The 14,634-nt window shown below is 48.3% G+C and carries 15 protein-coding genes; 5 read left to right on the forward strand and 10 right to left on the reverse strand.

All coding sequences use genetic code 11. The annotated features are described in order from the left end of the window. Positions 1-7: 7 nt before the first annotated feature. Together E7L17_RS00390 and E7L17_RS00395 are read right to left on the reverse strand one after the other, a co-directional pair. Positions 8-1,135 (reverse strand): glycosyltransferase, encoded by a 1,128-nt coding sequence (locus E7L17_RS00390; protein WP_316321297.1) that lies wholly within the window; start codon positions 1,133-1,135, stop codon positions 8-10. Positions 1,136-1,260: 125 nt separating this feature from the next. Then, the gene (locus tag E7L17_RS00395; protein WP_316321298.1) at positions 1,261-2,157 is read right to left on the reverse strand and encodes a diaminopimelate dehydrogenase; all 897 of its coding nucleotides are present in this window, start codon (positions 2,155-2,157) and stop codon (positions 1,261-1,263) included. 420 nt (positions 2,158-2,577) lie between these two features. Between E7L17_RS00395 and E7L17_RS00400 the strand changes: the two genes are divergently transcribed. From E7L17_RS00400 to E7L17_RS00420, 5 genes are all read left to right on the forward strand, one after another. Continuing rightward, complete coding sequence (locus tag E7L17_RS00400; protein WP_085832236.1) at positions 2,578-2,832, forward strand: TM1266 family iron-only hydrogenase system putative regulator; 255 nt, start codon at positions 2,578-2,580, stop codon at positions 2,830-2,832. Further along, positions 2,833-4,035 carry a [FeFe] hydrogenase H-cluster maturation GTPase HydF gene (gene hydF, locus E7L17_RS00405; protein WP_316321299.1) on the forward strand — a complete coding sequence of 401 codons (1,203 nt, stop codon included), beginning with the start codon at positions 2,833-2,835 and terminating at the stop codon, positions 4,033-4,035. Then, positions 4,028-5,074 carry a [FeFe] hydrogenase H-cluster radical SAM maturase HydE gene (hydE, locus tag E7L17_RS00410; protein WP_316321300.1) on the forward strand — a complete coding sequence of 349 codons (1,047 nt, stop codon included), beginning with the start codon at positions 4,028-4,030 and terminating at the stop codon, positions 5,072-5,074. The genes hydF and hydE overlap by 8 nt, the downstream gene beginning before the upstream one ends. Beyond that, the gene (gene hydG, locus E7L17_RS00415; protein ID WP_316321588.1) at positions 5,058-6,443 is read left to right on the forward strand and encodes a [FeFe] hydrogenase H-cluster radical SAM maturase HydG; all 1,386 of its coding nucleotides are present in this window, start codon (positions 5,058-5,060) and stop codon (positions 6,441-6,443) included. Before hydE ends, hydG begins: the two co-directional genes overlap by 17 nt. A gap of 149 nt (positions 6,444-6,592) precedes the next feature. After that, positions 6,593-7,027 carry a hypothetical protein gene (locus E7L17_RS00420; protein ID WP_316321301.1) on the forward strand — a complete coding sequence of 145 codons (435 nt, stop codon included), beginning with the start codon at positions 6,593-6,595 and terminating at the stop codon, positions 7,025-7,027. Positions 7,028-7,035: 8 nt separating this feature from the next. On the opposite strand, the gene E7L17_RS00425 is transcribed toward E7L17_RS00420, so the two are convergent. The 8 genes from E7L17_RS00425 to rpmE form a co-directional block, all read right to left on the reverse strand. Beyond that, positions 7,036-8,049, reverse strand: coding sequence for an electron transfer flavoprotein subunit alpha/FixB family protein (locus tag E7L17_RS00425; RefSeq protein WP_316321302.1), 1,014 nt, complete (start codon positions 8,047-8,049; stop codon positions 7,036-7,038). A gap of 13 nt (positions 8,050-8,062) precedes the next feature. Then, a complete protein-coding gene (locus tag E7L17_RS00430) occupies positions 8,063-8,863 on the reverse strand; it encodes an electron transfer flavoprotein subunit beta/FixA family protein (RefSeq protein WP_316321303.1) in 801 nt (266 codons plus the stop codon). 391 nt (positions 8,864-9,254) lie between these two features. After that, the gene (locus E7L17_RS00435) at positions 9,255-9,713 is read right to left on the reverse strand and encodes an Rrf2 family transcriptional regulator (RefSeq protein ID WP_316321304.1); all 459 of its coding nucleotides are present in this window, start codon (positions 9,711-9,713) and stop codon (positions 9,255-9,257) included. A gap of 22 nt (positions 9,714-9,735) precedes the next feature. Next, positions 9,736-10,818: an RNA polymerase sigma factor RpoD gene (gene rpoD / locus E7L17_RS00440; RefSeq protein WP_316321589.1), complete on the reverse strand. Its 1,083-nt coding sequence runs from the start codon at positions 10,816-10,818 to the stop codon at positions 9,736-9,738. A gap of 19 nt (positions 10,819-10,837) precedes the next feature. Then, positions 10,838-12,595, reverse strand: coding sequence for a DNA primase (gene dnaG, locus E7L17_RS00445; protein WP_316321305.1), 1,758 nt, complete (start codon positions 12,593-12,595; stop codon positions 10,838-10,840). Positions 12,596-12,620: 25 nt separating this feature from the next. Continuing rightward, positions 12,621-13,616, reverse strand: coding sequence for a deoxyguanosinetriphosphate triphosphohydrolase (locus tag E7L17_RS00450; protein ID WP_316321590.1), 996 nt, complete (start codon positions 13,614-13,616; stop codon positions 12,621-12,623). Between the two features lie 45 nt (positions 13,617-13,661). Next, a complete protein-coding gene (locus tag E7L17_RS00455) occupies positions 13,662-14,294 on the reverse strand; it encodes a YigZ family protein (RefSeq protein WP_316321306.1) in 633 nt (210 codons plus the stop codon). A 102-nt stretch (positions 14,295-14,396) separates the two neighbouring features. Beyond that, positions 14,397-14,603, reverse strand: coding sequence for a 50S ribosomal protein L31 (rpmE, locus tag E7L17_RS00460; RefSeq protein ID WP_085832247.1), 207 nt, complete (start codon positions 14,601-14,603; stop codon positions 14,397-14,399). Between the last annotated feature and the right edge of the window lie 31 nt (positions 14,604-14,634).

Consider the following 14,634-nt stretch of genomic DNA (forward strand, 5'->3'; position numbering starts at 1 on the left):
GCATTCGCTAGACCTGTTCTTGTTCCGGTTCACTGTCTTTCTGCGCCTGCTCTTGAACCTTTTTTTGGAACAATTCCAGATTGAGCTGTAACCGCTCATCCCCCGGACGCTTGGCGATTGCCTCCTGCCCGTATTCCAGCGCTTTTTCATAAAGCCCAAGGTAATAGGCAGAAATAGAGCCTAAATCGTAAAAATCAGCACCCCAGCAGTCTGGCTCCATTAAATAGCTTGTGCTTTTGGTTGGAATCGCCAGCGCAAGCTGTACGGTTGAAAAAACCTGTGCCCAGTTATTCTGCCGGTACGCCAACTTGGCTAAAGCCAGGTACGGCTCCCGTTCCGTGGGGCACTCATCAATCGATCGAAGGTGCCACGCCATTGCTTCACTGCTATTATGCAGCCAGTCATAGCTTTGTGCAATAAAGCGCATGGCAGCGCTTCGTTCTTCCTTCCACATTGCGGTGGGAATATTTAAATACTGTTTGAGTGTTTCTATTGCTGATTCAAATTTTTGATAGTACATATATTCTCGCCCTAGCCAGAACGTCGCCCGGTCATCCAGCGGATTCTCTTTTACAGACAGCTCCAGCAAAGGAAGATATTGGCTTCTGGGTTTTGATACATCCGGGTAGTGATGAAGAACCAATTTTTCAATCCACAATTCTTTTTCCGCACCCTCTCCGGTATACTGTAAGACCTCATGTACGGGTCTTACCCAGTGAAAGTCGTGCCGGCGGTGAATTTTTTCTCTTATATACTTTTGGTCGGGCCTCCCGTCGTCATGGTGACTCCAAATGTATGGGTACGTTACTCGAGTATACTCCGGTTTCCATTCCGATTCCAGAATGTCTCTCCACCCCGGTTCGTGAATTTCATCCAAATCAATGGAGACGCATATTTCCATATCGTCTGGAACATGGCTCAATGCGCGATTGCGCGCTTCATCAAAGCGCCATGGGTGAATCACTTCTTCGTAAACGACTGCACCGCGCTCTTTGAGCTTTTCAACCGTATTGTCTGTGGAACCAGTATCCAGCACAACTACCAAATCGGCCTCTTTCACCGAATCCATCCAACGGTCTACAAACTTTTCTTCATTTTTACAGATGGCGTACACACAAATTTTATAGTCGGCCAAGCACATTCTCCCCCTTTTATGAATCAACTTCTACAAACAGTATATGAGTAAAACGGGGGGATAGTGCTGAACAGGGCAGCCGATTTATCGGCTGCCCTGTAATAATTTGATTCAATTATCGCAATTTAAACCAAAGAGGCAATTGCACTCTCACGGCTACCGGCAAGCAAATCGATTACCGGAATTTCAATCATGGTATATGCACCGGGCTGTTGGCGCATAGCGGCTCTTGCACACGCAACCATAACCTGGGAGGTAAGCGCTGGGTTATTAATCGACATATGGAATTCAAAGCGCTGGTTGTCCGTTTTGCCAGAAACACCCTTTCGCTCCATGCTCACTCCATGCCCTTTATCAATTACTGCATTGATGTCCGGTACTTGAATCACGTGGGTTTCATCATGAGCAAAATAATCGTCGCTCTTAATTGCGGCAGAAACCGTTGCAAGCTCTGCACCATCCTCCAGCTGAACGTATACCATACGTCTGTGAACACCCGTTCCCAGCGGTATTGTCATTGAAAGTGCGCCCTGCACCCCCTTTATCGCCTTTGCCGCGACCGTATGCCCCATGCTCATACCGGGGCCAAAATTGGTGTAGGTAATTCCCTTGGGAGCGCAGGCCTGCATTAACGCACGCACTATTGAGTCACTGCCCGGGTCCCACCCGGCAGAAATAACCGCTACACGGCCGCCCTCTTTCGCTGCCTCATTTAATGCCTTGTGTAGGCTGGGAATAGAGGTGTGAATATCGAAGCTGTCTACCGTGTGAATGCCCATCGCTAAATACTTTGTTGCATATTCCTGCACACTGCGGGTAGGTACACAAAGCAGTGCAACGTCAACCTTCCCCAGTTCGCTCATCTCTTGCACAACCGGAATTCCATCCAGCTCTTTGGGAAGCTCTGAAGTGCTTCTCCGTACAATTCCGGCCAGTTCCATATCTGGTGCGGCTAGTACAGCCTCCAGTGCGTATTTCCCTATATTGCCATATCCTACGATAGCAATTCTTGTCTTGTTCATAAATGAACCTCCTTTACTATTGAATTCTATTTTAAAAACAAATTAGAGAGAATGCAACTCTTTTTTATAAACAAGTGATAAAGCTTGTATTATAATCCTTCCAAAAGGTTATTTAGCTGTGAATTAGTTGACAAGCCCGGTAATTCAATTTATACTATTGATGATTCCCTTGCAGAGAGAGAGTTTTGCACCGGATTCATAAAACATGTTTAAAACAGCCGCCATTTCCGCCAAGTATTCTCTTGCGGATTTGCCGGGACAAAAACGATTGTATCTGACGGAAAAGCTTTGCTGATCTGAAAGAAATGGATGGAACGCCCTTTTGGGAGCGACCCGTCTGTTTTACTGCGCTTTGATCAGACCTTATTGCCTTTCCGAGTAAAATCGGAAAGGCTTCTTTATTTTCAGGAGGAATGTATCGTGAACCGAGTTGCCGTTATCAGCGCTATTTTAGAACAGCCAAATTTGTGCCAGCACGAATTCAACCAAGTGATTTCTTCTTTTCAAGGCATTGTAAAGGGACGTATGGGAATCCCGATGCCAGAGGAAAACATGGCCGTTATCTCTTTAGTGGTAGTGAGCAGTACCGATGAAATTAACAGCCTCACCGGGCGGCTGGGCAGGCTGGAGCATGTAACCGTTAAGACATCCATCTCAAAAAAGGAGGTCGACTAAATGGAGCAAAACCAGGCACCACGCTCGGTAAGTACCCATATTGCTCTCTTTGGCAGGCGGAACGCAGGAAAATCCAGCCTGATAAATGCGCTGACCGGCCAGAACCTTGCCATTGTATCTGATCAACGAGGTACTACGACAGATCCTGTTTATAAAAGCATTGAGCTATTCCCGCTAGGGCCATGTGTGTTAATTGATACCGCAGGGCTTGACGATACCGGAACACTGGGTGAGTTGCGGCGCGAAAAATCGTTAGAGGTTCTAGGTAGAACGGATATAGCGGTGTATGTAGCGGATGCCCAGACCGGCCTTGATGAAAACGAAACAAAATTTATACACCAGCTTCGGCAGCGGGGGCTTCCTGTGGTTCTTGTTTGGAACAAAAGCGACCTAAAGTGTCTTCCCGCTCCCGAGAGGGCTATTGCTGTTTCTGCACAAACCGGGCAGGGGTTGGAGCAATTGATTTCCGTATTATCCAATACCAAACCACAGCAGAAAGCACCCAGCTTGCTGGATGGCCTTGTATCCCCCGGCGATATTGTCCTGCTGGTAACCCCCATTGATTCCTCCGCCCCCAAAGGGCGGCTGATTTTGCCACAGCAGCAGGTTCTGCGGGCACTCTTGGAGTTAGGTGCACCTGCATTGGTCGTTCAACCGGAGGAGATTCCCGCAGCACTAGCCGCCCTTGCCGCACCTCCTGCTCTGGTGATTACCGATTCGCAGGCATTTGCCCGGGTAGCGGAGCTATTACCGACGAACATGCCCTTAACCTCCTTTAGCATTCTATTTGCCCGCGCAAAAGGGGATTTGTCGGAGCTTGCGGCAGGGGCAAGAGCCATTGCCTCCCTAAAAGATGGCGACCGTATCTTAATCGCTGAGGCTTGTACCCACCACCGACAGGAGGATGACATCGGCAAAGTGAAAATTCCACGCTGGTTGCTCCAGAAGACTGGAAAAGAACTGCACTTTGATTTTTCTTCCGGACTTGGCTACACAAAGCAATTGCCGGATTACGCCCTCGTGGTTCACTGCGGTGCGTGCATGATTAACCGAACAGAAATGCTAAGCCGCATAGAACAAGCCCGTGTGGCAAATGTACCAATCGTAAACTACGGTGTACTCATTGCTTATGTAACGGGTATTCTTGACCGTGTGCTCGAGCCAATCCCCGAAACCCAACAAAAGGAGGCCATTCATGCGTAACCTGAGCCGTATGAACCGTGAAGAGCTTGCGGAGTTTATCCGCAGTGGCGGTGGAAGCGACTACGAGGAGCTAATGGAGGAGGCAAACCGCCTTCGCCGCATCAATTATGATCGCGACGTATATACGCGTGGACTAATTGAATTTACCAACCACTGTAAAAACGACTGCCTGTACTGTGGTATTCGCCGCAGTAACCCAAACGCAGAGCGTTACCGCTTAACGGAAAGCCAAATATTAGAATGCTGTTCTTTGGGCCGTGAGCTAGGCTACCGCACCTTTGTATTGCAAGGTGGTGAAGACCCGTACTTTACCGATGAGCGCTTGGAACGCATTGTGTATGCCATACGAAGTGCCTATCCAGATTGCGCCGTGACCCTTTCCGTTGGCGAGCGCAGCCGTGAGTCTTACCAACGGCTTTTTCAGGCAGGTGCACAGCGTTATTTACTTCGCCACGAAACGGCGAATGACGAACATTACCGCAAGCTTCACCCAGAGGCAATGTCCCCCGAAAACCGCAAGCGATGTCTTTGGGATTTGCGTGAAATTGGCTACCAAATTGGGGCTGGCTTTATGGTAGGCTCTCCGTACCAAACAGCGGAGTATCTAGCGGACGACTTGCTCTTTTTACAGGAGCTTCAGCCGCACATGGTAGGAATCGGGCCGTTTATTCCGCAAAAGGATACGCCGTTTGGTACTTTTTCGTCCGGCACATTAGAACAAACTATTTTAATGATTGCGATGCTTCGGGTACTCTTGCCTGGCGCACTTTTGCCGGCAACTACCGCGGTTGGAACACTCGATCCCCTTGGGCGTGAAAAAGTATTGAAAGCCGGCGCGAACGTAGTGATGCCAAATTTGTCACCGACGGACGTACGTAAGAAATACCTGTTATACGATAATAAAATCTGTACCGGAGATGAAGCGGCGGAGTGTCGTTTCTGTATTCAAGGCCGCGTTGAGCGGGCTGGATTCCGCCTGACGGTGGGCCGGGGCGACCATGTAGATTGGAGAATACAACATGATGCAGTTAGACCATAATGCGATTTATGAATTATTAGAGAAAGCAAAGCAAAGCACCTACGAGCAGCGCGAAGCGGCAGTAAAGCGTGCCGAAAAGGGCGAAACGCTCGATTACTTTGATATTGCTTTACTCCTCGAAATCACAGAAAAAGAACTGTTAGAACGTATTTACCAAACCGCTGGAGAAATTAAACGTAAGATTTACGGCAACCGAATTGTGCTGTTTGCACCGCTGTATGTTTCAAATTACTGTGTAAACAACTGCGTTTACTGCGGTTTTCAGCACTGTAACGAAATGCCGCGCCGCCGTTTGACTCGGGAAGAAATTCAACAGGAAGTTCGCGTTCTTGAACGTATGGGTCACAAGCGCCTTGCCCTGGAGGCGGGAGAAGACCCCAAAAATTGCGACATTCATTACATTTTAGATGCGCTCGACGCCATCTATGATACAAAGCTCGACAATGGCAGCATTCGCCGAGTAAACGTTAACATAGCCGCAACCACCGTAGAAGAATATAAAATGCTTCAGGAAAAGGGAATCGGCACCTACATTCTCTTCCAAGAAACCTACCACAAGCCTACCTATGAAGCCATGCACCCCCATTGCCGCAAAAGCAACTACGACTACCACCTCACTGCATTTGACCGCGCAATGCAGGCTGGCATTGAGGATGTAGGCGCAGGTGTTCTTTTTGGCCTGCACGACCCCAAATTTGAAGTATTGGGGCTGATGATGCACAATGCTCATTTGGAGAAAGAGTTTGGCGTAGGCTTCCATACCATCTCTATGCCACGTTTAAAGCAAGCGGAGGGCATGAGCCTAGCCGATTTCCCCTATCTGCTCGACGACGAAACCTTTAAGCACTTGGTCGCGATTCTTCGCATTGCCGTACCATACACTGGCATTATTATGTCTACCCGTGAAACGGCTGAAATGCGGGATGAAGTCCTGCGCTATGGCGTATCACAAATCAGTGCAGGCTCCAACACCGAAATTGGCGGCTATAAGCAGGAGGAAGACTGTCCTCAACAGCCTGTTTCGGGGCAGTTCCAGCTTTCCGATGAGCGCCGCCCGCTTGAGGTAATTAAATCGCTGATTGAAAACGGGTACATTCCCAGCTACTGTACCGCTTGCTACCGGCAGGGACGCACGGGTGACCGTTTTATGCAGCTTGCAAAAAGCGGAACGATTCAAAACACCTGCACACCAAACGCTCTCATGACCCTACTCGAATACATGCTCGATTACGGAGACCCAGAGCTTTCTTCCATGGGAGAAACTCTGTTGGAGAACGAGCTGAATAAAATTGAAAATCCCAATGTAAAACGCATTGTAACGCGAAACATTGAGCGCATGCGTGCCGGAGAGCGTGACTTATTTTTATAACTCTTCCTTTATGATTAAAAAAGCGGCAGTATCTAAAACAGATACTGCCGCTTTTTTATTTCAGCTTTTCTAGAATATTAGATTGAATAACGCCATTGTCTCTGGTAAAATGCAGTTGAATCGATAGAATTATAAACGGATGAGGTGTTATGATGAAGCGGATCATTCGCAGGAACATGACCGATTTACCTTATAGTCTGCACGATGCTAGAGTAATTGATTTTGAGTTAACCGAAAATATCCTCCAAATGAAGTTTCAAAGTGGATTTGTTTGTACGGTTGCGCCATTTGAACAAGTGGAGGGATGGGTTGAGTTTGAAAATATTGATTGGGATTTTTGCTACGTGTACCTGCTTGAATATCAAGAGGTACTGTGCGGGAATCCCGGCTCTTTTACCGGTAAAAAAATGGAGCTTCGGGAATTTATCAACGAGTTCCACAATGCAAGCTTTGAAATAATTGATGAAACCTATGGCTACAATCTGTCTAAATTCATGGGTTACTTTTCCAAACAGGATTCTCTCAAAGAATGTATCATAGAGCTATATCATTGGGGAGATATGAGCTACCGATTGGAAGAATAAAACGGTGTTTATGCTAGACCTTTTTTCTTCTTAACGGACTCCGTTAGTACCGGCAAAACCTGAAACAAATCGCCGACTACCCCATAATCTGCTACACCAAATATAGGGGCATCCGGGTCTTTATTAATTGCCACAATGACATCCGAACTGTTGATTCCTACCAAATGCTGAATTGCTCCTGAAATTCCAGCTGCAATATACAGCTTTGGCCCTACGGTTTTACCACTTTGCCCAACCTGATGCGAACGGGATATCCAACCGGAATCCACCGCTGCACGCGAAGCCCCTACCGTTGCCCCAAGGGAATCTGCCAATTCCTGAAGATAGCGGAAGCCATCCGCTCCGCCTACTCCGCGGCCACCGGATACAATAATCTCTGCCCCTTCCAAATCTACCAGTTCCTGGCTCAGTTCGCTAATGACATCCAGAACCTTCGTGCGCAGGCGTTCCTCTGGTATATGAATTTCTTCTCGAAGAACCCTAGCAGTATGGTTTTGCGCTGGCTCTGGCTTTTTAAAAACGCCGGGGCGCACTGTGCCAATCTGCGGGCGGTGGTCAGGGCACACAATGGTTGCCATCAGGTTCCCGCCAAAGGCAGGGCGGGTCCAAGCTACATTGCCGCTTTGCTCGTCAATATCCAGCGCTGTGCAATCGGCGGTAAGCCCTGTTTTCAGGCGACAAGAAAGACGGGGAGCCATATCGCGTCCATTCCCAGTCGCTCCAATCAACAGTGTGGTAGGGCCATACTTCTCAATGAGCTGGTACAATGCGTCGGTATACGCATCTGTGGTATAGCGGCCAAATTCGGGACCATCTACCACGAGCACTTCGTCTGCTCCGTATTCTTGCGCGGCTTTTATTGCGGAATCTAATTGTGAGCCAATCACAACTGCTATCAGCTTACCCTTTTGACCATCCGCAAGGCGGCGACCGGGATTCAGCAGTTCGAGCCCCACGTTTTTGGCACTACCACTGGAATCTGTTTCAATAAATACCCACAAATCTTTTGTTTTCGCTTCCATGGTTTCCCCTCCTTTATATCACGCAGGTATCGCAAAGCGATGCAAACAGCTTTTTGCCCGAATCACTGTCGTTTTCTTCCTGAATTCGAATTCCGCCTGTCTTTTGAACGGCTGTATACGTTTTCTTTACTTTTGTTGGCGAACCTTTTAAGCCTGCACGACTCAGGTCTATTGGTAAATCCACAGAGGTAAGTGTGGGTATTTCTATTTTCTTCGCCGCCAGCTTACTTTTAATTGTTGGGTAGCGCGGCTCATAAGGCAGTTTCGTCACCGTAATTAAGCAGGGCATGGTTACACCCAGCGATTCAAAATCATCCTCCGCCTCACGTTTGATTTTAGCGGTGTCTTTATCCGTTGTAATTCCTACGGCGCAGGTCACCTGTGGGTAATCCAAATGCTCTGCAATTTCAGGCCCTACCTGTGCGGTGTCGCCGTCTATCGCCTGTTTGCCGCAGAAAATCAAATCGAATTTACCTTCCAGTTCTTCCACCTTTTTAATGGAACAAGAAAGTATGTAGCTGGTAGCCAGCGTATCGGAACCGCCAAAAGCGCGGTCACTCACTAAATACGCTTTATCTGCTCCCACCATAAGGCATTGCCTTAATGCTTCCTTGGCTTGTTCCGGCCCCATAGACAACACTACAATTTTACTACCTGGATTTGCGTCCTTTAACCTGGCAGCCATTTCCAGTGCATAAGAGTCGAAGGGATTTACAATGCTGGGTACGCCCGACCGAATTAGCGTATTCGTTTTGGGGTCAATACGAATTTCCGCTGTATCCGGCACCTGCTTCACACATACGAGTAGATTCATTTTTGATCATCTCTTTCCTATGTTGTACCCCCATCCAAGGGTCAAAGCTGCGCTTTTCAGCGCGGTGATTTTACGGAATCCTATTTACCTGAATTAACTAGGCCGTTGAGCAATCCAGCAAATAAGAACCGAAAACGCAAGCAATTGGTGCTACCAATTTAATATTAGCTCTGTTAAAAAGGAAAGTCAATAATAGTTTCTTCGCTGTCAATCTTTTATAACAATTCACAACTATTCTTATTCTGTTACCTTCTAGAACCATGTAACCGAACGCTTATATACAAAAAATGGGGCTCTTTCCTACACCAGTGGCAAGGAAAGGTCTCTCTTTTATCGCTTTCTATAAAAAAAAGAAGAGGCTACTAGCCTCTTCTTTTTTTACGTAGTACAATTATTTATCTACTCCGGAACAACAGCCCTGCTCATTGCCCTTTTCTTGCTCTTTTGCAGTACGGCAAGCCGCTCCACACGGCTCAACCTGAGAAAAGGTATACGAATCGAGCTGTTTACGCACCGACTCCGAAATCTCGGCGTAAATGCGGTGGTACCGGCAAGCCTGGTGTGTACAGGCATATTCATCCTGCTGGCACCGGCTAATCATGTATGGGCCTTCTACGGATTCAATGACTTCTCGTAAGGTAATTTGACTGCCAGCGCGAGCCAGCATATACCCTCCATGCGCTCCTTTAAAGGACTGCACAATACCGTCTGAAACCAATTTACGAAGTATTTTTAGCGCGAACCGTGGCGGAACGCAAGTGCCTTCCGAAATACTGCGCGCATCTGCCCTTTCACTGGACGCTGCCAGAAAATCAACAATTCTGACGGCATAGTCCGTTTCTAATGTCATGTGCATGACAAGGCTCCTTCCATTAATCCAGGAAGTCCTTCAGCTTTTTGCTGCGGCTGGGGTGACGAAGCTTACGCAATGCCTTTGCCTCAATCTGGCGAATACGCTCTCGCGTTACGTTAAACTCCTTGCCCACTTCCTCAAGCGTGCGGGAACGGCCATCTTCCAAACCAAACCGTAGGCGAAGCACTTTTTCTTCTCTGGGGGTGAGGGTGTCGAGCACCTCGCCAAGCTGCTCACGCAGTAATGTGTGAGACGCCGCATCCGCAGGGGCGGGGGCTTCATCATCGGGAATAAAGTCGCCAAGGTGGCTGTCTTCCTCTTCACCGATGGGGGTTTCAAGTGAAACTGGCTCCTGTGCAACACGCATAATCTCGCGCACCTTATCCACCGGCATATCCAGTTCTAAAGAAACCTCATCTGCCGTAGGCTCATGGCCGTTGGAATGGAGAAGTTGGCTAGAAACCTTCTTAACCTTATTGATGGTTTCTACCATATGCACTGGAATGCGGATGGTTCTTGCCTGGTCTGCAATGGCACGGGTAATCGCTTGGCGAATCCACCATGTTGCATAGGTTGAAAATTTAAAGCCCTTGGTGTAGTCAAACTTTTCAACTGCTTTAATCAGGCCGAGGTTTCCCTCCTGAATCAAATCGAGGAACTGCATGCCGCGCCCAAGGTAACGCTTGGCAATACTAACAACCAATCGAAGGTTGGCTTCCGAAAGACGCTTCTTCGCGGCTTCATCTCCATTTGAAATGCGAATCGCCAAATCAATTTCCTCTTCGGGGGTAAGCAGCGGAACGCGGCCAATCTCTTTGAGGTATACTTTAACAGGGTCATCAATCGCGATTCCTTCGGTAACTAAAGATGCCTCCACGTCCTCACTGTCAGTGGAAGGAACTTCGAGCCCCTCGAGCGGAATATTAGCAAAATCCTCTATGATTTCAACGCCCTGGCTTTCGAGTGTGTCGTAAAATTTTTCAATCTGTTCCGGGTCAAAATCCAGTTCGCCGAGGGCGTCCAGAATTTCTTTCGTTGAAAGCTGTCCTTTGCTTTTTCCCAGTTCAATCAGGTCTCTGATGACTGTTTTCTTATCAGGCATTTCCATTGCTTAGTTCCCCCTATTTTTTCTGCTCCCTAAGTCTTTGCAGATAGTCCCGAATGTCTTGTGGAGCCGCTTTTTGCGGGTCCAGCTTCTGCTTTTCCTGTAAAATCACATTCCGGTACTCTTTTGCGTCCTGAGCAGTTACATGAACCTGATGATAATCTGCCAGCATTTTCGCAACAGAAGAAATCTCTTCCACCGAGAATTCCCCCGCAAGGTCTGTAAGGCCGCATGCCTTGCCATCCTTAATCTTCCCCAGAATGACCGTATATAATCGACGATTGAACGATGTGACAAAATTTTCGGGCGGCAGAGCCGCTTCCAGCGCGCTTGCAGCGTCTGGATGCTGCATTAAGTAAACAATTAGTGCTTCTTCCGCATTGGCGGCACGCAAATTCTGGCTTTTTTCTGGATTTACCGTGTCGCGAATTCCTGCTGTTTGCTGCTGAAATGCACGAAACTCTTGCCGTTCTTTGTCCTTACGTCGTTTTTTTGAATTTTTTTCAACTTGCTGAAGTATAGAGGCACGTTCAATGCCAATCTCCTCTGCAAGGCGGCCTGCGTATATCTCCTGCTCCATGCGGCTGTCGAGCGTCGAAAGAAGCTCTGCCGCACTTGTTAGGTACGCGACCTTACCGTCTGTTGTTTGCACATTATGCTTTGCCCGCAGCTTTTGGAGGCGGTATTCCACATCGTTCCCGCTGCTCTCTATCAGTTGCCGAAACCGCGCCGGCCCCTGTTCCCCATAGGAACGAATGAATTCGTCGGGATCTTTCCCCGCGCTTAAATTCAGTACGCGAACCGTAAGCCCAACATTTCGTAAAATGGGAATGGCGCGAGAGCTTGCCTTTTGCCCTGCCTCGTCTGAATCGTAACAAAGGTAAACCTCACCGGTATAGCGTGCCAAAAGTCTTGCCTGCTCTGTGGTGAGTGCCGTACCCAGTGTTGCAATGGCGTTTTCAAACCCAGCCTGATGCAACGCGATAACATCCATGTACCCCTCTGCGAGTATGAGGCCATCCTTCGCGTTATTCTTCGCAAAATTCATTGCAAACAATCCGGTGCTTTTATGGAACACAAGCGTGTCGGACGTATTGAGGTATTTAGGCTTATAATCCCCTAACGTTCGCCCGCCAAACGCAATTACATTCCCTCGCAGGTCAATAATCGGATACATCACTCGGGCAAAAAAACGGTCGATTACCCTTCCGGTAGATGCCCTTACTGCTACGTTCGCCTGCAACAGCTCTTCCGGTGTATAGCCCTTTGCACTTAGGGTGTTCACGAGTGCAAAGCGAGAGTCTGGCGCATACCCCAAGCCAAAATGGCGAATGGTTTGCGGCGTTAGGCCGCGGCCTAACAGGTACTCTCTTCCTGGTGTACCCGGTGTGCCCAAAAGCTGGGTGTGGTAAAAACGTGCGGTTTCCCGGTTAATTTCTAAAATACGCCCTTTAGCCTTGGCTAAGCCTTGGTCCGCTTCATTTTCCGGAACTGTCATTCCAGCCCTTTGTGCCAGCAGTCGAATCGATTCCATGTAATCCAGATTTTCAATCCGGCGCACAAAGGTGATTACATCTCCGCCCGCACCGCAGCCAAAGCAATAAAAAGAGCCGTTCTCTGGGTACACATGAAACGACGGCGACTTTTCACTGTGAAATGGGCAAAGCCCAGAATACGTTCTGCCGCTATGCCGCAGGTCAATGTAGGAAGAAACCACATCTGTAATATCACTGCGGCTTTTCAGCTCCTGTAAAAAATCATCCGACAGTGCCAACAGATTTCCCTCCTAACTCAGGTGCTCAATGGTCCCAAGATTTTGGAACGCTGATTTCTTGAAACAGCTCAACGGCGTACCGGTCGGTCATACCGGCAATAAAATCGGCGGCGGCTCGTTCCGTACCCTCGCACTGCGCTGTTTCTTGTAAATCTGGCGGTAAGTGCGCAGAATCTTTTGCATATTCAAACAGGGTGCGAAGTAAAAACGGAACCTTTTGTTCCTCCTTTTTAGCATAAGGATTAAAATAGACCTTTTGAAACATAAACTGGCGCAATTCTAAAAAGAGAGGGAAAACAGGGTCTTCCATGCGGATGTCGTCCCCATTACTCGCGCGAATGACCGACTTTACAAGCGTATCAATTCGCACCGATTTTTTGGTGCCGAGCACACTGGTTATCTGCTGGGGAATGTCGTTTTCATCTAAAACACCTGCTCGCACCGCATCGTCAATGTCGTGATTAATATAGGCAATCTTATCCGCCAGGCGAACAATACGGCCTTCCGGTGTTTTTGCCTGTGTGCCGCTGGTGTGGCACAAAATACCGTCACGAACTTCTTTGGTCAGGTTTAAGCCAAGACCTTCATTTTCGAGCTTTTCTACCACACGCACGCTTTGCTCGTTATGGCGAAAGCCGTGCTCACACAAATCGTTTAACACCCGCTCTCCCGCATGGCCAAACGGGGTATGCCCCAAATCGTGCCCCAGTGAGATTGCCTCGGTTAAATCTTCATTGAGCTGCAGCCCACGTGCAATGGTACGTGCAATTTGTGAAACCTCCAGCGTGTGCGTTAAACGCGTGCGGTAATGGTCGCCCTCAGGCGACAAAAACACCTGCGTTTTGTGCTTTAATCGGCGAAACGCCTTACAATGAATAATACGGTCGCGGTCACGCTGAAAGGGTGTGCGCATTTCGCATTCTTCTTCCGGCCGCTCCCGGCCTTCCGAATTCTTTGCTAATGTAGCATAAGGCGACAAAATTTGCTCTTCAAGCAGTTCTGTTCTCTCTCTTACGGTCATAGTTATCACCCGCAATCCTCTCATAAGGATATACGCAAAGAAGGACTAAAACTCCTGCTTGCATTCAAAATATTTTTCTCCGGCTTGTTCTGCCTCTACCGTTCCCCCAGTTGCATCTGCCAGTCGTTTGCTAAATAACGGTACCTCTTCCTTTGCCATGTGGAAGCGCAGTGTCACAATTTCAGTAAATTCTGAATCATCTACTACACCGCCGCATTCCGGAATGAGTGCCGCTAAAATTCCATATTGTGAATAATCACATTGTAAGTACAGCAGAGAGCAAAGACGCATTACAATCGGCTTTGCCGCCTGAACACCAATGGAAGCCGCATGCGAGTAAGCTCGTACCAAACCGCCTGCTCCCAGCATTACGCCGCCAAAGTAGCGGGTAACAACAACGGCGGTGTCCACAATTCCGGACTTTTGTAAAACCTCTAGTACCGGCATTCCGGCTGTGCCCTGCGGCTCACCGTCGTCTGAATACCGGCGTAGCTGGCCACCCCGCAAGGAATAGGCATACACATTATGGGTCGCGTCCCAGTGCTTTTGGCGAATTTCGTTAAGGAAAGAAATCGCGTCCTCCTCGGTTGTAACCGGCCTAACATAGCCGATAAACCGGGAACGACGCTCCACAAATTCTGCACAGGCATTTTCACGAACGGTTTTGTATTCTGCCATAAGCCTGCCACGCCCTTTTCACAGAATGATAAAAAGACGGGCGGCGCATCGCGCCGCCCCCCATAATTCCAGCTAAAACTTCCGTAGGATGATTCAGGATGATTATTTCTCCTGAATACCGTAACGCTTTTTAAATGTGTCTACGCGACCGCTCGTATCAATCAGCTTTTGTTTGCCGGTGAAGAACGGATGGCACTTGGAGCATATTTCAACGCGGATATTGTCTTTGGTAGACCGTGTGTCGATCTCATTTCCGCAAGCGCATTTAATGGTCGTCTTCTGGTACTTCGGATGGATTGCTTCCTTCATTCCTGTCACCTCTTTCAACGAAAGTACAACT

The organism is Clostridium sp., from assembly GCF_032576335.1.
GTDB lineage: Bacteria > Bacillota > Clostridia > Oscillospirales > Acutalibacteraceae > Faecalispora.